Origin of the sequence: Corynebacterium aurimucosum (assembly GCF_046895345.1) — a bacterium.
In the GTDB taxonomy this organism is placed as follows: Bacteria; Actinomycetota; Actinomycetes; order Mycobacteriales; family Mycobacteriaceae; genus Corynebacterium; species Corynebacterium aurimucosum_G.
This window is the reverse complement of the sequence record NZ_CP160096.1, coordinates 437,954-456,843: the sequence shown is the minus strand read 5'-3', so window position 1 is coordinate 456,843 and position 18,890 is coordinate 437,954. Positions and strand designations below refer to the sequence as shown.

Below are 18,890 nucleotides of genomic sequence, written 5' to 3'. Positions count from 1 at the left end.
ATTATGCGCCTTTCCACCTCACTAATCGCAGTGTGTGCCACGACGATGGCATTGGTCACCCCGCTGGCCTCAGCCGCCGAATCAGCTGAGAGCAGCCAGTCCTCCTCGTCCTCCCTGAGCCAAAGCTCCACGGGCGGAAGCTCCGAGGGTCCAAACGGTGGAAGCTCGATGAACGTCGGACGCATCGACACCTCTGATCTTTCCGAGGAGTGTGCGAACCAGGTACGCAAGGCGCAAGAGGAGCACGAAAAGGCGGTGGCTGATGGCACCGCGGGTTCTTCCTTCATGGGTCCGCAGGAGCTCGGGCTCGGCATCCTTAACGGTTATGGTTCCTCCGGTATGCCCGCAGAACCAGATTGCGTCCAGGCAGAAAAGGACGCGGCGCTGGAGAAGGAATGGGACGAGATGCCCGACTGGGTGCAGTCTGCGCGCCCCAATGACACGGCCGAGGAGGTCTTTGCCTGGGTCGGCGGCACGATCGCGCTGGTCGCCGTCGCGATTAATGCGTTGACCGTGGTCGCGCAATTCGACCCATCCGTCCTCGACGGCCTGCGTGCGTTCCTGAAGAGCCAGGGCTTCTACTGGGATAACTCCCAGAAGAAGGAAGACGAGAAGGCAGCTGCGAAATAGCCGCTGCCCCAACGAAAAGAAACGCGCGAACCTATACGGTTCGCGCGTTGTTGTTAGGGTTCGCGCGTTGTTGTTAGGGTTCGCGCGTTGTTGTTAGGGTTCGCGCGTGGTATTCAGCTGCTGGCTGAGGGGGAGCTACTCCTTGCTTAGAACAGCTCCTCGGTAGCAATCTGGGCACCTTCCACGAGGGACTCCAGCTTGGCCCACGCAATCTGGCGGTGCAAACGGCCGCCGAGGCCGCAGTCCGTCGATGCAATCACGTTTTCCGGGCCCACCAGTTCAGCAAACTGGATGATGCGGTCGGCCACCAAGCGCGGATGCTCCACAGCATTCGTGGAGTGCGAAACCACACCCGGGTAGATCACAGTGCCCTCCGGCAGCTTGTGGTCCTTCCACACGCGCCACTCGTGCGCGTGACGCGGCGAGGCGCCCTCGAAGGAGAAGCCGCCGACCTTGGCTTGCAAGATCTCCTCAATGATGTCCTCGAAAGGAATATCCGTCACGTGCGGGCCATGCCAGGAGCCCCAGCAGATGTGCAGGCGGGTCTGCTCACGCGGGATATCCTTGATGGACTCGTTGAGAATCTCAATGCGCTCGCGCAGGAAGGCCTGAAAATCCTCAACCGTCGGCTCCGGAACCACCGAGTCCCAGGCTTCGGCCAGGTCTGGGGCGTCGAATTGCACCGTCAAGCCGGCATCGGCGATGGCCTTGTACTCCACCTTGAGCGCCTCACCGCAGGCACGCACGAGATCGGACTCATCCTCGTAGTACTTGTTGGGCAGGCGGGCCGCAGCGCCCGGGGACAGTGCGGCGACGAAGCCTTCGGTGCCTTCGGGGAGGGCGTCTGCAAGCAGCTTCACGTCCGCCTCGACCTGCTCCTGACCGATGTAGGTAACCGGACCGGTGAACTCCGGGTTTGCAACCTTCTTGCGGCCGGTAAAGATACCGGAATCCGGGTCGTTATAGGCCTCCGCGAACAGGGCGCGGTCGCGGCGATCCTTCATCGAGGAGAGGCGAATCTTGCCCGGTTCGGAGCGGATCTTGTCACCGATCTCCCAGCGGTCCTTGTCCGTCATGGTCAGACCACCCAGGCGGGTAAAGGAGTAGTTCCACCAGGCGCCATAGTCCACAGCGCCAGAGGTGATGTGGCCGTATTCGCCTTCGTTAATGATGTCGATGCCGAGATCAACCTGGCGCTTGACCACGTCAGCGACCGAGCGCTCCAGAATCTCGTGGAACTTCTCATCGGAGATGGTGCCGGCGGAGCGCTCGAGGTTAGCGTCCAACAGCTCCTGCGTGCGCGGCAACGAGCCGACGTGAGTGGTACGGATCTTATTGACCATGAGGAAACGGCCTCCCTTTCAACTAGACTGTGCTGTCTAGCGTAACCCACGGGCGAAGCACAGCCCGCCTCATTCTGTACTTTTATTCAGCACACGAATGCGGGGTGTCACCTCAGCCGAGAATTCCGGCGCCCATCGTCGCTTTGAGATCACCCATGAGGTTGCTGGAGCGCTCCACGCGCAGATGTTCGCCGAGGACCATCATGGTGGACTCTTCGCCGTCGACAAGCGTGAGGTAGACGTCAGACTCACCCTTGTTGTTGACCAAGACCTGCTTCAGCCGCGCAATGTTGTCCATCGTGCACTGATCCGTGCGCATGGTCAGGCGCAGCGGCAGACCGGCGCCGTTACCCGGCCCCAAATCGGGAACGCGGATATCGGAGCAGAACAGGGACATGCGCTCATCGCGGATCTTCACCTGGACCTTGGCCAGGATGATGTTGTCTTCAGCAATCTGCGGGGCTACCAGCGAGTACACCTGGTTGAACACGAGGATATCCACCTGGGCGCCGTTATGGTCTTCGATGCTCACGATGGCCCAGGGCGAGCCATCGCGCTTGGAAAAGCGCCTGTCAACGCCCGAGATAATGCCGCCAATCACGAGCTCCTGGCCATTGCCCACTTCGCCGTTGAGGATCTTGGTAATCGGGGTATCCGTCTGCGCATTCAGTGCTTCCTCGAAACCATCAAGCGGGTGGCCAGACACGTACAGGCCGAGCATCTCCCTTTCCAGAGCCAGCTCGTGTTTACGGTCCCAGTTCTCCTCCGGGATATCGATGGCAAAAGCAGAAACAGAGTCACCCTGTTCATCCCCGCCTCCGAAGCCAGCGAAGAGGTCGAATTGCCCCTTGTCGGCTGCCTTTTTGGTCGTCTGCACCGAATCCACGGCGTCTTCATGAATAAGCATGAGGCCCTTGCGTGGGTGTTCCAGGGAATCGAAAGCACCGGCCTTAATGAGGGATTCGGTGACACGCTTCGAACAGGCCGCCAGCTCAATCTTGTCCAGATAGTCGGAGAAGGATGTGAAAGCCCCTTTCTCCCGGCGGGTCTTCACGATGGAATCCACCACTTCCCCGCCGACGTTGCGGATAGCGCCCATGCCGAAACGAATATCTTCGCCGACAGCCTGGAAGGTCTCCACCGACTCATTAACGTCCGGTGAGAGCACGCGGATGCCCAGGTGGCGGCAGTCAGCCAGGTAGATAGCGGACTTGTCCTTCTTATCACCCACCGAGGTCAACAGTGCGGCCATGTATTCCGGCGCATAGTAGGCCTTGAGGTAGGCCGTCCAGAAGGACACCAAACCATAACCCGCGGCATGGGACTTGTTGAACGCGTAGGAGGCGAAGGGCTCAATGGTGCCCCACAGAGCATCCATTGCTTCCTTGGAGTAGCCATTGTCCTTCATGCCGCCCCAGAACTTGTCATACTGCTGGGCCAGCACTTCTGGCTTCTTCTTACCCATGGCTTTACGGAAGCCATCTGCCTCGCCGGCGGTGTAGTTTGCCACTTTCTGCGAGATACGCATGATCTGCTCTTGGTACACGATAAGACCGTAGGTCTCATCGAGGATTTCCTTGAGCGGCTCCTCCAGCTCGGGGTGAATTGGGGTAATTTCCTTGCGGCCGTTCTTGCGGTCCGCATAATCCCAGTGCGCGTTCACACCCATCGGGCCCGGGCGGTAGAGCGCTAGTGACGCCACGATGTCCTTAAAGCCCGTTGGCTTCATGCGCTTGAGCAGCTCCTGCATGCCGCCCGAGTCGAGCTGGAACACGCCCAACGTATCGCCGCGCGACAGCAGGTCATAGACCTTTGAGGCATTCGGGTCGTCGGCGTGGAGGTCTTCTAGGTGGACTTCCTCGCCGCGGTTTTTCTTGATGTTTTCCAGGCAGTCACCGATCACGGTGAGGTTGCGCAGTCCCAAGAAGTCCATCTTCAGCAGGCCGATGGCCTCACAGGCCGGGTAGTCCCAGCCGGTGATGTAGGCGCCGTCGGCTGGGCGCTTCCACATCGGGATGTGGTCCATGAGCCGGACCGAGGCCATAATCACCGCGCAGGCATGCACGCCGGCCTGACGGACCACGCCCTCGAGGCCGCGGGCGGTCTCATAGATCTTCTTGACGTCCGGGTCAGTCTCAATCATCTGCCGGACCTCGGCCGCCTCCGAATAGCGCTCGTGCTCTGGGTCCGTGATGCCGGCGAGCGGGATGTCCTTGGCCATGATCGCGGGTGGCAGGGCGCCGTTGATGCGGTCCGCCATCTGAAAGCCCGGCTGGCCAAAGTGCACCTTGGCGGAGTCCTTAATGGCCTGCTTGGTCTTCACGGTACCGAAGGTGATCACCTGGGCAACCTTGTCCTCGCCCCACCGCTCGGCGGCGTAGGTAATCATCTCGCCGCGGCGGCGATCATCGAAGTCGATATCGATATCCGGTGCGGACGGACGCTCCGGGTTCAAGAATCGCTCGAAGAGCAGGCCATGCTCGATGGGGTCAATGTTGGTAATCGTCAGCGCGTAGGCCACGAGCGCACCGGCCGCCGAACCACGGCCCGGACCAACGCGAATGCCGATGGAGCGCGCGTGCTTGATGAGCTCGGCCACGATGAGGAAGTAGGAAGGGTAGCCCTTCATATCGATGACGCTGATCTCGTACTCAGCACGGTCGATGTACTCCTGCGGCACATCCCCACCGTTGAAGCGATCCTTCAGTCCCTCCATCACCTCGTGAGTTAGCCAGGAGGTTGGGGTGTAGCCCTCGGGGACGTCGGCAATCGGCATGCGGTCATGGGTGTGCTCCTCCCAAATCGCGCCATAGTCCTGCACGCGCTCGGCAATCCACAGGGTGTTATCGCAGGCCTCCGGCACCATGTGGTCCCACAGCTCACGCATCTGCGCAGCAGTCTTGATGTAGTAGCCGGTGCCGTCGAACTTGAAACGGTCCGGGTCCATGAAGGTCTTGCCGGTCTGCACGCAGAGCATGGCCTCGTGGGAAGGCGCCTGGGATTCCAGCACGTAGTGACAGTCATTGGTCACCAACGGCGGCAGATCCAGCTTGCGGCCGATCTCCAGCAGACCGTCACGCGTGCGCTTTTCGATGTCCAGCCCATGGTCCATGAGCTCTAGGAAGAAGTTGTCCTTGCCATAAATGTCCTGCCACATGGCAGCAGCTTCGAGCGCCTCGTTGAACTGGCCCAGGCGCAGGCGGGTCTGTACGTCACCGGATGGGCAGCCGGTGGTCGCGATGATGCCCTCGGCGTGCTCGGCAATGAGCTCTGCATCCATACGCGGCCACTTACCTAGCTGACCCTCGTAGGAGGCCAAAGAGGACAGCTTGAACAGGTTGCGCAGCCCGGTCTCGTTCTCCGCCAGCATGGTCTGGTGGAGGTAGGCACCGGAGGCAGAGACGTCATCGCGCTTCTGGTCCGGGGTTCCCCACAGCACGCGCTTCTTGTTGAAGCGCGATTCCGGCGCCAGGTAGGCCTCGATGCCGATGATGGGCTTCACGCCAGCACTAGTCATCCTTTGGTAAAAAGCATTGGAGCCGTACATGTTGCCGTGGTCAGTCATGCCCACCGCCGGCATACCTTGGCGGACCACCTCATCAGCCAACATATCCACCTTGGCCATGCCATCCAGCATGGAGAACTCGGTGTGGTTGTGCAGATGGACGAAGGAGGAGTTTTTGGCCATGCGGCTCATCTTAGCGGGGACGTCAAACTTCGCCCGTAGGTCCTCGTTAAGGTACATTTTCTTAAATGTTCTACACCATTGCTGCCTATCTCATGTGGGGTTTCTTCCCAGCATTCTTCCCGCTGCTGCGCCCCGCCAGCCCGTTTGAGATTTTGGCCCACCGCATCGTGTGGACCGCCGTTCTCGTCACCGCAGTGTTGCTGGTGACAGGTGGCTGGCGCGAGCTGAAAGCGTTCAGCCTGCGCACTTGGGGGTGGATGTTTGCCTGTGGCGTGGCCATCACCATCAACTGGGGCACCTATGTCATCGCCATCAACAGCGATCACGTGGCCGATGCCGCACTGGGCTATTTCATCAACCCTCTCGTCTCCGTGGCCCTCGGCATTATTTTCCTCAAGGAGAAGCTGACGAAGGCGCAGGTGGCGTCGGTCAGCATCGCCTTCATCGCAGTGTTGTGGCTGACCTTCATGACCGGTCAGGCCCCCTATTATTCGCTGGCTTTGGCCTTCAGCTTCGGAATCTATGGTTTGCTCAAGAAACGCATCACGGTTTCCTCGATGGGCTCTGTGGCCGCGGAAACCTTGGTCATGCTCCCCTTCGCGCTGATCTACCTGGGCTACCTCCAGGCACAGGGCGAATCCACCTTCACTACCGAAGGGCCCGGGCACATCGCACTGCTGGTTACCTCCGGCCTCGTCACCGCCCTGCCGCTGCTGTGTTTCGCCCAGGGCGCTAAGCACCTGCGTCTGTCTACCCTCGGCATGCTGCAGTACATGACCCCCATCATGCAGATGCTGTGGGCGCTGTTTGTCACCCAGGAACACATGTCCACGGAACGCTGGATCGGCTTCGCCATCATCTGGGTAGCGGTCATCATTTACCTGGCGGACTTGGTGCGCATGGGCCGCGCTTCTCGACGCCGCGCCCGCCTCCACCCCGCAGAGAAAACAACCCCCAGCCGGGACTAGCGGCGCTTCAGCTCGTCGCGCGCCTCCCGAGCCCGGGCACGCCGGGCGGATTCCTCGCGCGCGTTGAGCGCCCACCGCGGCATGAGGATGGCCATGGCGATGCAGTAGATGGCCACCACGATGAGAATGCCGAAGGCGAGCTTGTCGGCTCCCCAGATCCCTTGCGCGATGGCGGCCCCAGAGGCGATGAACGCGCCCGCCCACATCAAGAGGTAGGCAAAGCGGTAGTTCGGCGGCCACTCGGAGGTGTTGGGAAATAGGCGCATGTCTTCTCCTTGGCTGTTCTAGCGGTTCTCATTCTGTCCGACGTTGGCGGGCGGGCGCACGCCAAAGGAGCCCCATGCGGCATCCTCGGGCGCGACCTCCACGGTATCGACCCGCGGGTCGGAGGCGAGGGCGCGCAACTGACTCCCATCGGAATACACCACGACGGCGTCGACCTCCGATGGCGCCTCCTCCCCCATGTCACGGGCATGGTCGGACACGCGGGACAGGACGGTATCGAGGACGTCGACGCGCGTGGCGCCAGTGACAGGTTCGGGAACTGCAATGGGGGCGGCCAGCCCGATCACGATGGCATCCATGCGCTGGATTGGTCTCAGCGCATCGGAGACCTCCTGTGCGCTCAGCGCCTCGCTAAAACCCACCAGGGCATAGGCTGGCTCGTCCGCCTGCGCTAGTGAGGCCTCCGCGCGTTCGCGATATTCAGCAGCAGTCTCGGTTCCATCCGGCCCCAGCTGGTCTCCTTGCAGCGCCGTGCGGGGCTGGGTGCCAAGGAGGCCGAAAGCGAGAACCACCACCAGCGCCAGCACCGCCAACAGCACCAGCGCCGCGGCCCGGCGGCGCCGATAGATGCGCTGGCGTGTGCTCCGCTGCGGGCTCATCCGCGCAAAACCTCCACGGCGTGCTTCAGGTCCTCGGGATAAGGTGCGGTGCATTCAAACCACCTGCCAGTACCCGGGTGGGTAAATCCGAGCTTTACCGCATGCAGCCACTGGCGGTTAAGCCCCACGCGCTTGGCCAGGTTCGGGTCACAGCCATACATCGGATCACCCACACAGGGATGCCCGGTGGCGGACATGTGGACGCGGATCTGGTGGGTTCGGCCGGTCTCCAAATGAACTTCGAGGAGGCTAGCCTCGCGGAAGGCCTCCAGCAGCTTGTAATGTGTCACCGCTGGTTTTCCGTCATCGACGACCCCAAATTTCCAGCCCGCCGAAGGATGACGGCCAATGGGTGCATCAATGGTCCCCACGATGGGATCCGGCAAGCCTTGGACCACGGCGTGATAGGTCTTCTTCACGGTGCGCTCGCGGAAGGCGTTCTTGAGTTGGGAGTAGGCACGCTCACTGGCGGCCACCACCATGACGCCGGAGGTTCCCACGTCGAGGCGGTGGACAATGCCCTTGCGTTCGGTAGGGCCGGCGTCGGCAAGCGCATAGCCCGCCGCCCGCAGCCCGCCAATGACGGTGGGGCCATCCCAGCCCAACGTCGGGTGCGCGGCCACCCCCACCGGTTTGAACACACAGATGACGTCCTCGTCGACATAGAGGACATCCATGCCCTCCACCAGCTCCTCCTTGGGGACAAGTGGTTCCTCAGGCGCCGGCATCATGACGTCGATCCACCCGCCGGCGTTTAAGCGCTCGGACTTGCCCACTGCCTCGCCGTCGATTTCCACGTCACCCGCCGTGCACAGCTGGGCCACTCGGGCGCGGGAAATACCCAGGAGCTTGGCCAAGGCAGCGTCCACGCGCATGCCATCGAGGCCCTCGGGTACCGGCAATCTACGGCTTTCGCGCATTACACTCCCCCCGCTTCCTGCTCTTCCGACTTCTCATTCATCTCTGAGTAGAACATCGCGATGATGAAAACCACCACGCCACAGGTGATTGCCGCGTCCGCGATATTGAACACTGCGAAGCTGCCCACGGAGATATAATCCACGACGTGGCCGAACCAGAACCCTGGCTCACGGACCAGGCGGTCGATGAAATTGCCCAGCGCGCCGCCAGCGATCATTGCCAGCCCGATGGCCTGCCACTTGTCGTGGATACGCGGAGCGGCGATGGCCACGCCAACGATGAAGGCCAATTGGATTGTGGTAAACAGCCACGTCGAGCCCTCCCCTCCCATGGAGAAGGCCGCGCCGGGGTTAAACAAAAGGTAGAAGCGGAACCAGTCACCGAACACCGGTAAGGCTTCACCTTCGGTGAGGATGGACAGCATCAGCGCCTTCACGGCTTGGTCGACGGCAGCCACACCGAGCACCACCGCAACCATCACTCCGATATAACTCCTTGCTTTCACCCGTTCCATTCTAAACAGGCTCATCCGGTAATTTGGAATGCGTGTTTCGTGTGAGAGCTCTAGCAGTCCTGTCCGCCACCGTCCTAGGAGTAAGCGGCGCGCTCGCCGGCTGTTCCTATTCCCAGCCGTCCAAGCCAGTCGAAGAACCGGTCGGCTTGGCCCTCGACGCCCCGCGCGTCACCCTCTTGGAGCCCGGTGACGGTGCCAGCCGCGTTCTGGCTTATCAGGATCTCGATGCTTCTCAGGAGCTGACCTACAAGGTCGCCACGGGTTTCGACCAGCAGCTGCGCAAAGATGGCAGCGCTGCCCCTTCGCCGGCGACCGAGGATACGGTCACTCTTCCGCTGCAGGCTTCGGTGGAAGCTGCCACCGAGAACGTCGAAGGCCAGCTTCCGGCGAGCCGCAACGCCTTCGTCACCGTGGGCAAGCCCGAGGCTGACGGCACGGATGTCTCCTCCGCCGAGGGTTTCCAGTTTGGGTGGCGTGGTACGGATACCGGACAGATGAATTCTCTGCGCCTAGCGGCCCCGCAGGCAGCAACCGATCAGGCCCGCAGCACAGTCGAGCGCGCTATCACCAGCCTGACCTCCCTGCCCATCGTCTTCCCAGATGAGGAAATCGGCCCCGGCGCGACATGGATGGTGGAATCGCGCGTCACTGGCGAATCCACGCTGCTGCAAACCACGACATATACCTTGGACAAGCTGGACGGGGATACCGCCACCCTCAGCGTCAAGGTGGAGCAGCGTCCTTCCCTGGGCGCGCTGTCCTTTAACGGTGCCGACGCCCCCGAGGAACTGCAGGGCAAAGAACTCAAGGTGCTCGATCACACCTCCACCTCGGAGGGCTCGGTCACAGTTGATCTGACCAAGCCGCTTCCCACCGCCGGCGATGTCTCTGTGACCACCGCCATTTCTTATGGTGCGGAAGGCTCCGATCTTCGCGTGGTGCAGACCAGCGCCACCGAAATGGAGTTCACAACCGACTAGCTAGCGCGCTCAGCGCCTATGCTGCTGCACGCGGCAGCCGCGTCACGGGTTTCCAGACAACACAGCGCCCACCACCTGACTGGCAGAAGAGCCAGTGGGTGGTGGGCGCTGAGGTTTTTGTCGGCCGAGCTTACTGAGCTGGGGCCTCAGCGGGAGCCTCAGCGTCCTCTGCAGGCACCTCGGCAGGGGCCTGCTCGGCTGGCACTTCCTCGCCTTCAGCGGGGGCGTCGGCAGGCGCCGCTGCGTCTTCCGGCACGGAATCGGCGCACATCTCCGGAACCTCTTCCGGCGGGACGATGTTGGTGACCAAAACACAAGCCCAGGTCTTAGACAGCTTCCATGTACCACTCTCGTTGATGAACTCCACCTGGTCGGCGGTCTGCTGCTGACCATCCGGGGTATTGATGTGGACGGTCGCCAGCGCGGAATCCGGCACGAGGCCCGGAATGACCGGGGCCACGACCTCGAAGGTGGCACCGGATTCGGCCTGGGACTGCGACATGACGTCGAAAAGCTCCGGCGCCGTCTCGCTACCCTGGACCAGCTGCACCTTCTCTTCCTGGGGAAGGTTCGGGTCCGCGGCCTTGGACAGAATCTCGTTGAGCTGCTCCACAGTGGGCATCTCGGTGGAGACAACCTGCGAGGCGGAGGTTTCGCCCGAAGGCTTGGCGGCGGTGCTGCTCTCGCTCGCTGCATCCTCAGAAGACGAGCAGGCGGACAGGACAGTCGCGGCGCCCAGAGCCAAGACGGCGGCGCTCAGCTTGAAGGATTTCACAAATACTCCTCACGTAGGGGATCGTGGTTTATCCTTTTTACTTTAGCGTCCGTGAACCCAGCCCTGGGTTTCCCGCGCAGGTGCGTGGCTGTAGTAGCCTTCTGGCATGACGTTCGCCCTCATCGCCACCGGCGGCACCATCGCTTGCACGACGGTCCGTAACGGTTCACTCGTGCCCACCGTCGACGGCCAGCAATTGGCTGAATCCCTCGGTCACGGAGGAGACACGCCAGATATTGAGGTGGTGGAGTTCCGCGCACTCGATTCCAGCTCAATTACGTTGGCCGACCTCGATGAGCTGCTGCTGTGCGTGCGGGAACAACTCGCCCGCCCAGACATCGACGGCGTGCTCATCACGCATGGCACAGATTCCTTGGAGGAGACGGCGCTGGCCTTATCCCTTTTTGACTTGGGCAATGGCCCTATCGTACTCACCGGCGCCCAGCGTGCCTTCGACCACCCGGCCGGCGATGGCCCGCGCAACTTGCGCGATGCCTATGAGCTTTTGTGCTCTGGGGCCCAGGGCGTGTGGGTCCAGTTTGGTGGCAAGACCATCCCTGGGCGCGGTGCACGCAAGTGGCACACATCGCACCTCAACGGCTTTGAGGAGTTGGCGGTGGGAGACTCCGCTGTGCCACTCCTCCCCTTAGCACCGATGGCCGGACATCCAGTTGAAATCATCGCAGCCTACCCGGGGGCCGGCGCCACGCTTGTCGACGCCTCCCTCCCCCACGCCTCCGGCCTCGTCATCGAGGCGATGGGCTCCGGAAATATGGGCGCGGAGATGGGCGCCGGGGTGGCCCGCGCGCTGCAGGCAGGCGTGCCCGTGGTGATCAGCACCCGAACTCCCTACGGGAATACCAAGCTGGCCTATGGCGGCGCAGGAGGTGGCGCCACCTTGGGCGAGATGGGCGCGGTGGCCGCCGGCGGATTCCGCGCCGGGCAGGCCCGCATTATGCTTGCTGCGGCACTTGCTACAGGCACGCCAGTGGCAGAGATGTTTAGCACGGCACCAGCCAGCGCGGCCTATACCGCGGGCTAGTTGTCCTCGCGCGGTGGGGCCTCTACCGGCTCTTCGGGGTCGACGTCTTCGCCCGGAGGAATGTCATCCCAGGCCAAGGAGTCCAGCGGATCGGCTGGGCGGAGGTCTTCATCCTCAGCGGCGAAGGAGCGCACGAAACCCGGGCCCGTAGTGCGGGTTTCAAAGCGTACGCTGACTACTCCGTGGCCCGCACCCTGAATCCAGCCGTGGCCAAAGTCGGGGTGATAAACGTCCTGGGTAGCGCACCACTTGCGGCTCGGCGATTCCTCGGAATCTGCAGTGAAGGAGACATCGACTGGGGCGGATGTGCTGCCCGGCAAATAATCGCTGACCCCGGTTTCATAGTCCGTATCCGGGTCCTGGCGCACGATCTCACGGTCTAGTTCCGGAAAGAGCACGTCTTGGCGGGCCTCCTCCAACCCTGAGTAGCTCACGCCCACCAGCCTGATAGGACCGAGTTCTTCCGGGTAGCGCGCTAAACTCAGCGCTTTGGCTTCGAGCACCTTCGGATCATCGGTGGCATAGGGCAAGGTGGCTGAGCGTGACTCGATGTGAAAGTCCGCCATCCGCAACTTCACCGTCACCGTGCGCGCGCCGCGGCCATCCTTCAACAAACGGGAATGAGCGCCATGCGCCGCGCGGATTAGCGCCGCATCCACCTCCGCTGCCGTGCGCAGATCGGTGGGATAGGTGAACTCAGTGGAGATTTGTTTGGCAATCGCACGCGGGGCAACTGGACGCTCATCAATCCCTTGGGCAAGCTCCCACAACTGCACACCCACCACACCGCCGAGCGAAATCTCGACTTCCTTGCGGCTCATTGCGGCCAGCTGGCCGATAGTCTCCACTCCGATGGCGGCGAGCTTCTGCTGGGTGACGGGCCCCGCACCCCACAGCTTGCCCACCGGTAGCGGGTGAATGAGCTCGTCGAAGCGCTCTCGTGGAACAACGAAGGTGCCATCCGGTTTGGCCTCCCCCGAGGCAATCTTCGCGCTCTGCTTGCCAGCGCCGGCGCCAATAGAGCTGGGAAGTCCTGTCTCTGCCCTAATCACTCGGCGGAGGTTCTCTGCCCACTCACGAACCTCGTCGGCCGAGGCACCGACTAGTGCCTCAGGCTCCATAAAGGCCTCGTCGATGGAAAGCTGCTCGATGACCCCAGCGTGCTCCGCAATGATCTCAAATACCCGGCGCGAGGCCGCCGAATAGACTGCTCGGCGAGGTTGCACCACCACGGCTCGATACCCCACAAGCTGCTGCGCGCGGAACATGGGCATGGCGGAATGCGCACCATAAGCGCGCGCCTCGTAGGACGCACCCGCGACGACCCCGCGGCCAGATGTCCCTCCCACAAGCACCGGACGACCGCGCAGGGTGGGCCGGGTCAGCTGTTCCACCGAGGCAAAGAACGCATCCATGTCGATGTGAAGAACCCAGCGCTGCATAGCTACAAGTCTAAAACATATATTCGCATCCACAAGGAAGCCCTCGGCAAGCAAAGAGAACTAGCTCTCACAAGCCACACCAGTGATCTATCCCCCACGATCGGCGTGCGGCGCTAGACACCCAGCCCCGCATGCATGCATCATGTATACATGCAAAAAGACAAGGTACCTGCCGCAGAAAGGGCCTATGAGCACCTCAAGCGCCGCATCATCGATGATGAGGTCGATGACTCGGACATGCTCTCCGAAGCCGCCCTTGCCGCCGAGCTAGGGATGAGCCGAACCCCGGTGCGCGAGGCTTTCCTCCGCTTGGAGGTGGAAGGCTTTTTAAAGCTCTATCCCAAGCGCGGCGCATTGGTCGTTCCCATCAGCCCCCGCGAGATCCGAGAAGTTTACGAGGCCCGTCTCCTTGTGGATGAGAACTCTGCCCGACACATCTGCGGGCTATCCCCCGAGGAACGTGAACTCATTGCCGATGTCCTCGCTGCCACCATCGAGGAACAGAATGCTGCCCTCGACGCTGGTGATCTGGGCACCTATACCCAACTAGACGCTAAGTTTCACCAGACCATCATGGACAACGGCGGCAACCGCCTCCTCGCGCATCTCGGCCACACCTTGCGCGAGCGTCAACAGCGTTTTACCGCCACCGCCATCGGCCGCAGCGTTGAGAAGGCCCGCGCCTTCGTGGCCCAGCACGCTGTGCTTGCCGACGCCCTCCGCACCGGCGACATCGACTCTTACCTGACCGAACTCCATTCCCACCTCAACTCCTCAAGGAAGCAACTGTGACTGTCTCCGCGCATTCGAACCCGGCTGTCGAGGCACCTTCCACCGAGCACGACGCCTTTAAAGACCCCGACTCTGCCGAAAGCCCCGCCTCTTCGCACTCACCTGTCCGCTCCCTCGAAGCGCCGCTACCAAAGCGTGCGTGGTACCCCGTCGCCGGTTCCATGATCGCCGTGGCGTGGGGCGGAAACGAGTTCACACCGCTACTCGTGATGTATCGCGAGACCTCCAATTTTTCCCAGGTTACGGTCAATGGGCTCCTCGCCGCTTATGTCGTAGGTATTATCCCCGCCCTGCTGATTGGCGGCCCACTGTCCGATCTGCTTGGCCGCCGCCCCTTGCTGCTCCCCGCGGCACCGCTGTCATTGGCAGGCTCTTTCTTGCTGTCCATCGCCCCCAACGAGCCACTCATCATTGCGCTGGGACGTGTCCTGTGCGGCATGGCTTTGGGCTTGGTCATGGCCGTGGGCTCAACATGGATTACAGAGCTCATCACGCGTGCTGGCGGCGACCCGGCGGCAGGTGCCCGCAAGGCTTCCTTGTGTTTGACCGCAGGCTTCCTCGTGGGCGCAGGTATCGCTTCGATACTGGCTCAGTGGGGCCCGTGGCCGACCCACACGGCATATATCCTCCACATGCTGCTTACGCTGCTGACCGCTGTGTGGCTCCTCCATACCCCGGAGACCCGCCAGCCCAGCCGGGGCGACGTCAAGACCACGATCTTGGAGCTTCGGGTGCGCGACATGCTGGAGATGCTGCATATCCCGGCCGTTGCTCACAAGCGTTTCCTGCGCGTCGTCGTCCCCGTGGCCCCGTGGGTATTCGGTTGCGCGGGAGCAGCCTATGCACTCCTGCCACAGCTCTTGTCCGACTCGGCAGGTGATGCCCCCATTGCTTTCTCCGGCCTGATGACTGTCATCACTCTCGGCTGCGGTGTCGCCGTCCAGATGCTGGGCCGTCTGGTGGATACCCATCAGTCTGCACGCGCCTCGGCGCTGGCCATGTTCGTCATCACCGTCGGCGCCATCCTCGGGGCCTTCGCCGCTCACTCGCTCTCCCTCCCGCTCGGCATCGCAGCCGCTGCGACGATGGGTGCGGGATACGGCCTAGCTCTCGTCGCCGGCTTGTCTGAAGTCCAGCGCATCGCGGGCGAGCGCGAGCTCGCTGGCCTGACCGCCGTGTACTACTCCATTTCCTACACCGGCTTTTTCATCCCCATGGCCTTCAGCGCGCTCGCACCCTACATAGGCTTCACCGCGTTGTTCAATATCGGCAGCTTCTTGGCGCTGGTCTGCCTCATCAACGTCATCCTTGCCTGGCGAGCACACCTACCCGGCACCCGCCGCTAGCGCAGACCCCCCACAATCCCTGCATCTTCCCGAGACGCCCCTGCACTCAGAGCAATCTCCCGAACATCCCGTAACCACGGCGTCCTTCCTAGGCCGCCCCGCGCTTCCTGTGCACAGACGCTAAAAGCTCCGCCTCCCGTATCGGGAAAGCGGAGCTTTTCTGCGACCGTTTACGTCGCTGTTGCCGTCTTAGGCCTTAGCCACCGTGGCGGTTACGCCCTTAAGAACATCATGGACGTTCTGGCCACCATTAGCTTCGAGGGCCTCGGTCGTCACAGCGAAGTCGACAGCGAGCACCTCCGCCGCGATGTGCTCGCGGTGACGGTTGGCCCACTCTTCCTTCTCCGTCGGGACGGACAGGACCACGGTGATGCGGTCGGTGACCACGAAGTCCTCGGCCTTGCGGGCATCCTGCAGGCCGCGAATAACATCCGCCGCCCAGCCCTCAGCCTCCAGCTCTTCGGTGACGCTGGTATCCAATACCACTAGGCCATCCACGCCGTCCACGCGCGCCGTGGACTCCGGGTTCGCAGCCTTGAGACGTTCCGTGTACTCATCCGGGGTCAGGCGGATATCGCCGTCGACGATAACCTCCTCGCCGTCGCGCTCGTAGTTGCCCGCCTTCAGGTTCTTGATGGCGCGCTGTACGTCCTTGCCCAAACGCGGACCTGCCACTTTGGCGTTGCAGACGACCTCGAAGGTGCCAACCTCATCGACGTCATCGGTTAGCTCAACGTCCTTGACGTTGACCTCATCGCGGATGATGTCCTTAAAGTCAGCCAAGCGAGCCGAATCCGGCATCGCCACGGTCAGCTTCGGCAGCGGCAGGCGGTTGCGCAGCTTATTGGACTTTCGTACAGACGACGCCGCCGAAGCCACCGCGCGGGTGGCATCCATGGCGGCCACCAAGTCCGCGTCAGCCGGGTAATCCTCGGCCTTCGGGTAGGAAGCCAAGTGCACAGAGCGCTCGCCGGTCAGGCCGCGGTAGATGACCTCAGCCACATGCGGCAGCAGCGGAGCCACCACGCGAGACACAGTCTCCAGCACCGTGTAAAGGGTATTGAAGGCCTCCGCGTGGGTTTCCTCGCCCTCCCAGAAACGGTCGCGGGAGCGGCGCACGTACCAGTTGGTCAAGGCATCCGCGAAGAGACGAACCTCCTCGGTTGCCGTAGCAATATCGGTATTCGCCAGCGCATCATTCGTGTTCTTCACCAAGTCATGCATCTTGGCCAAGATGTAGCGGTCCAGAACGTTGGTAGAGCTGACATCGAACTTCGCGTCCTGGGAAGCGTAGAGCTGCAGGAAGGTGTAGGCATTCCAGATCGGCAGGATGGCCTGGCGCACGCCCTCACGGATGCCCTGCTCGGTGACGATGAGGTTGCCACCGCGCAAGATCGGCGAGGACATGAGGAACCAGCGCATGGCATCCGAACCATCGCGGTCAAAGACCTCGTTGACGTTCGGGTAATTGCCCTTGGACTTGGACATCTTCAGTCCGTCGTTGCCCAGAACGATGCCGTGGGCCACAACCTTCTTGTAGGCCGGGCGGTCAAAGAGCGCGGTGGACAGCGCATGCATGACGTAGAACCAGCCGCGGGTCTGACCGGAGTACTCCACGATGAAGTCCGACGGCGAGTGGCTCTCAAACCACTCCTTGTTCTCAAACGGGTAGTGCTTTTGCGCGAAGGGCATGGAACCGGACTCAAACCAGCAATCCAACACATCCGGCACGCGGCGCATCGTGGACTTGCCCGTCGGGTCATCCGGGTTCGGGCGGGTCAGCTCATCGATGTGCGGGCGGTGCAGGCTGGTAGGACGCACGCCGAAGTCACGCTCCAGCTCATCCAGCGAGCCATAGACATCGACGCGCGGGTACTCCGGGTCGTCGGAGATCCACGCCGGGATCGGAGCGCCCCAGTAGCGGGTACGGGAGATGTTCCAATCACGTGCGCCCTCCAGCCACTTGCCGAACTGGCCGTCGCGGATGTGCTCCGGTAGCCACTCGATCTCGTTGTGGTTGAGCTCCACCATGCGGTCACGGAACTCGGTCACCTTGACAAACCAGGCCGGCAGCGCCATGTAGATGAGCGGCTCGCCGGAGCGCCAAGAGTGCGGATAGGAGTGCTCGATGGTCACGTGGCGCACCACGCGGCCAGCCACTTTAAGGTCCTTGATGATGGCCTTGTTGGCATCGAAGACGAGCTGGCCCTCATACGGCGGCACCTGCGAGGTGAACTTACCGTCCTCATCCACCGGGATGACTAGGCCGACACCATACTTCTGGCAGGTGAGCATATCGTCCTCACCGAAGGCCGGAGCCTGGTGGACCACGCCGGTACCGTCCTCGGTGGTGACGTAGTCAGCCAGCAGCAGCTGGTAGGCATTCTCGACATCCGGGAAGAAATCGAAGATGGGCTGGTACTTAAAGCCCTCCAGCTCAGCGCCCTTAAACGTCTTGAGGACTTCCGCCTCACCCAGCTCCTTGGCCAGGGTGCCGGTGAGCGCCTCGGCCATGATGAAGGTGCGGCCAGCAAAGTCGCCCTCGGTGGCCTTGAACAAGACGTAGTCGACTTCCGGGTGGACCGCCAAAGCCAGGTTGGAAGGCAGGGTCCACGGGGTGGTGGTCCAGGCGAGGAAGGAGGCGTCGGCAAGCTCGGCGTTATCCGCCAACGTCTTCTGCGCTGCGCTTCCCTCCACAGCGCCAGCTACCGGGAAGGTCACCGTCAGAGTCGGGTCCTGGCGCATCTTGTAGGAATCATCCAGGCGCGTCTCCTGGTTCGACAGCGAGGTGTGCTCAGCCCAGGAATACGGCAGAACCCTAAAGCCCTGGTAGATCAGGCCTTTGTCATAGAGCTCCTTAAACGCCCACATCACGGACTCCATGTAGTTCAAGTCCATGGTCTTGTAACCGTTCTCGAAGTCCACCCAGCGGGCCTGGCGGTTAACGTACTCTTCCCACTCATCGGTGTACTCAAGGACGGACTTGGCGCAGTACTCGTTGAACTTCTCCAGGCCCATCTCCTCGATCTGGCCCTTGTCAGTGATGCCGAGCTGCTTCTCTGCCTCCAGCTCCGCCGGCAGGCCGTGTGTATCCCAGCCGAAGACGCGCGGGACGTGGTTGCCGGCCATGGTGCGGTAGCGCGGGACGATGTCCTTAACGTAACCGGTCAGCAGGTGGCCATAGTGCGGCAGGCCATTAGCAAAAGGTGGGCCATCATAAAAGACGTACTCGGGGCAGCCTTCGGTCTGCTCCAGGCTGGCCTTAAAAGTGTCGTCAGCCTTCCAGTACTTCTGGACCTCCTGCTCCATATCGGGGAAACGGGAAGACCCAGCAGTCATATCGACTTTGGGATAAACACTGCCGACGTTCGCGGGGTTATTACTCATCTAAAAACTCCTTCACTAGTTCGCTATGGCGGGGACGCGCCTTGCGGCTCGCGGTACCACCCCGCTTGGGCGCCGAGGCGCCCCGCTTCATTGATGTGAAGGAGATGACGGTCCCTACCCGCCCGGTTCTAATAATGCTCCGCTAAGCGCGAAGCATGTTCTTCCGGAATGCTCCCCG

At 62.0% G+C, this 18,890-nt stretch carries 15 protein-coding genes; 6 read left to right on the top strand and 9 right to left on the bottom strand.

Going from position 1 to position 18,890, the window contains the following annotated elements; translation table 11 throughout:
- The first annotated feature begins 3 nt into the window (after positions 1-3).
- A complete protein-coding gene (locus tag ABZS45_RS02275) occupies positions 4-630 on the top strand; it encodes a hypothetical protein (RefSeq protein WP_070445366.1) in 627 nt (208 codons plus the stop codon).
- Positions 631-776: 146 nt separating this feature from the next.
- Here the strand turns inward: ABZS45_RS02275 and ABZS45_RS02270 are convergent, their stop codons facing one another.
- Positions 777-1,973 carry a cobalamin-independent methionine synthase II family protein gene (locus ABZS45_RS02270; RefSeq protein ID WP_412100517.1) on the bottom strand — a complete coding sequence of 399 codons (1,197 nt, stop codon included), beginning with the start codon at positions 1,971-1,973 and terminating at the stop codon, positions 777-779.
- A gap of 112 nt (positions 1,974-2,085) precedes the next feature.
- Positions 2,086-5,661, bottom strand: coding sequence for a DNA polymerase III subunit alpha (dnaE, locus tag ABZS45_RS02265; protein WP_070719539.1), 3,576 nt, complete (start codon positions 5,659-5,661; stop codon positions 2,086-2,088).
- 65 nt (positions 5,662-5,726) lie between these two features.
- Between dnaE and rarD the strand changes: the two genes are divergently transcribed.
- On the top strand, positions 5,727-6,629 hold the full coding sequence (rarD, locus tag ABZS45_RS02260) for an EamA family transporter RarD (protein WP_070711454.1): 903 nt from the start codon (positions 5,727-5,729) through the stop codon (positions 6,627-6,629).
- Here rarD and ABZS45_RS02255 read toward each other — a convergent pair.
- Genes ABZS45_RS02255 through lspA form a run of 4 tightly spaced genes read right to left on the bottom strand, consistent with a single transcriptional unit; the run spans position 6,626 to position 8,948 of the window.
- Positions 6,626-6,895, bottom strand: coding sequence for a permease (locus ABZS45_RS02255; RefSeq protein ID WP_070711455.1), 270 nt, complete (start codon positions 6,893-6,895; stop codon positions 6,626-6,628). The genes rarD and ABZS45_RS02255 overlap by 4 nt on opposite strands.
- Before the next feature lie 18 nt (positions 6,896-6,913).
- A complete protein-coding gene (locus ABZS45_RS02250) occupies positions 6,914-7,513 on the bottom strand; it encodes a hypothetical protein (protein ID WP_216379787.1) in 600 nt (199 codons plus the stop codon).
- Positions 7,510-8,433, bottom strand: a complete 924-nt coding sequence (locus ABZS45_RS02245; protein WP_070445351.1) for an RluA family pseudouridine synthase — start codon at positions 8,431-8,433, stop codon at positions 7,510-7,512. The genes ABZS45_RS02250 and ABZS45_RS02245 overlap by 4 nt, the downstream gene beginning before the upstream one ends.
- A complete protein-coding gene (gene lspA, locus ABZS45_RS02240; RefSeq protein ID WP_070643734.1) occupies positions 8,433-8,948 on the bottom strand; it encodes a signal peptidase II in 516 nt (171 codons plus the stop codon). The genes ABZS45_RS02245 and lspA overlap by 1 nt, the downstream gene beginning before the upstream one ends.
- Before the next feature lie 32 nt (positions 8,949-8,980).
- Here lspA and ABZS45_RS02235 point away from each other — a divergent pair, with 32 nt between their 5' ends.
- Entirely contained in the window at positions 8,981-9,928 is a 948-nt protein-coding gene (locus ABZS45_RS02235) for a DUF6263 family protein (RefSeq protein ID WP_070445345.1), read from the top strand.
- A 130-nt stretch (positions 9,929-10,058) separates the two neighbouring features.
- Here the strand turns inward: ABZS45_RS02235 and ABZS45_RS02230 are convergent, their stop codons facing one another.
- A complete protein-coding gene (locus ABZS45_RS02230; protein WP_070445342.1) occupies positions 10,059-10,703 on the bottom strand; it encodes a hypothetical protein in 645 nt (214 codons plus the stop codon).
- Positions 10,704-10,809: 106 nt separating this feature from the next.
- On the opposite strand from ABZS45_RS02230, the gene ABZS45_RS02225 reads away from it, so the two are divergent.
- Positions 10,810-11,745 carry an asparaginase gene (locus tag ABZS45_RS02225; protein ID WP_412100514.1) on the top strand — a complete coding sequence of 312 codons (936 nt, stop codon included), beginning with the start codon at positions 10,810-10,812 and terminating at the stop codon, positions 11,743-11,745.
- Here ABZS45_RS02225 and ABZS45_RS02220 read toward each other — a convergent pair.
- Complete coding sequence (locus ABZS45_RS02220; RefSeq protein WP_412100512.1) at positions 11,742-13,187, bottom strand: DNA polymerase IV; 1,446 nt, start codon at positions 13,185-13,187, stop codon at positions 11,742-11,744. The genes ABZS45_RS02225 and ABZS45_RS02220 overlap by 4 nt on opposite strands.
- A gap of 150 nt (positions 13,188-13,337) precedes the next feature.
- Between ABZS45_RS02220 and ABZS45_RS02215 the strand changes: the two genes are divergently transcribed.
- Together ABZS45_RS02215 and ABZS45_RS02210 are read left to right on the top strand one after the other, a co-directional pair.
- Positions 13,338-13,979 (top strand): GntR family transcriptional regulator, encoded by a 642-nt coding sequence (locus ABZS45_RS02215; RefSeq protein WP_412100511.1) that lies wholly within the window; start codon positions 13,338-13,340, stop codon positions 13,977-13,979.
- A gap of 161 nt (positions 13,980-14,140) precedes the next feature.
- The gene (locus ABZS45_RS02210) at positions 14,141-15,325 is read left to right on the top strand and encodes an MFS transporter (RefSeq protein WP_412101125.1); all 1,185 of its coding nucleotides are present in this window, start codon (positions 14,141-14,143) and stop codon (positions 15,323-15,325) included.
- A 189-nt stretch (positions 15,326-15,514) separates the two neighbouring features.
- On the opposite strand, the gene ileS is transcribed toward ABZS45_RS02210, so the two are convergent.
- Positions 15,515-18,712, bottom strand: a complete 3,198-nt coding sequence (ileS, locus tag ABZS45_RS02205; protein WP_412100509.1) for an isoleucine--tRNA ligase — start codon at positions 18,710-18,712, stop codon at positions 15,515-15,517.
- Positions 18,713-18,890 lie beyond the last annotated feature (178 nt).

Excerpts from the sequence above, each read along its gene's own strand:
- ABZS45_RS02270 (WP_412100517.1), bottom strand. The coding sequence starts at position 1,973 with ATGGTCAATAAGATCCGTACCACTCACGTCGGCTCGTTGCCGCGCACG.
- ABZS45_RS02275 (WP_070445366.1), top strand. The coding sequence starts at position 4 with ATGCGCCTTTCCACCTCACTAATCGCAGTGTGTGCCACGACGATGGCA.
- ABZS45_RS02250 (WP_216379787.1), bottom strand. The coding sequence starts at position 7,513 with ATGAGCCCGCAGCGGAGCACACGCCAGCGCATCTATCGGCGCCGCCGG.
- lspA (WP_070643734.1), bottom strand. The coding sequence starts at position 8,948 with ATGGAACGGGTGAAAGCAAGGAGTTATATCGGAGTGATGGTTGCGGTG.
- dnaE (WP_070719539.1), bottom strand. The coding sequence starts at position 5,661 with ATGGCCAAAAACTCCTCCTTCGTCCATCTGCACAACCACACCGAGTTC.
- ileS (WP_412100509.1), bottom strand. The coding sequence starts at position 18,712 with ATGAGTAATAACCCCGCGAACGTCGGCAGTGTTTATCCCAAAGTCGAT.
- ABZS45_RS02255 (WP_070711455.1), bottom strand. The coding sequence starts at position 6,895 with ATGCGCCTATTTCCCAACACCTCCGAGTGGCCGCCGAACTACCGCTTT.
- ABZS45_RS02215 (WP_412100511.1), top strand. The coding sequence starts at position 13,338 with ATGCAAAAAGACAAGGTACCTGCCGCAGAAAGGGCCTATGAGCACCTC.
- ABZS45_RS02225 (WP_412100514.1), top strand. The coding sequence starts at position 10,810 with ATGACGTTCGCCCTCATCGCCACCGGCGGCACCATCGCTTGCACGACG.
- ABZS45_RS02210 (WP_412101125.1), top strand. The coding sequence starts at position 14,141 with ATGATCGCCGTGGCGTGGGGCGGAAACGAGTTCACACCGCTACTCGTG.
- rarD (WP_070711454.1), top strand. The coding sequence starts at position 5,727 with ATGTTCTACACCATTGCTGCCTATCTCATGTGGGGTTTCTTCCCAGCA.
- ABZS45_RS02220 (WP_412100512.1), bottom strand. The coding sequence starts at position 13,187 with ATGCAGCGCTGGGTTCTTCACATCGACATGGATGCGTTCTTTGCCTCG.
- ABZS45_RS02245 (WP_070445351.1), bottom strand. The coding sequence starts at position 8,433 with ATGCGCGAAAGCCGTAGATTGCCGGTACCCGAGGGCCTCGATGGCATG.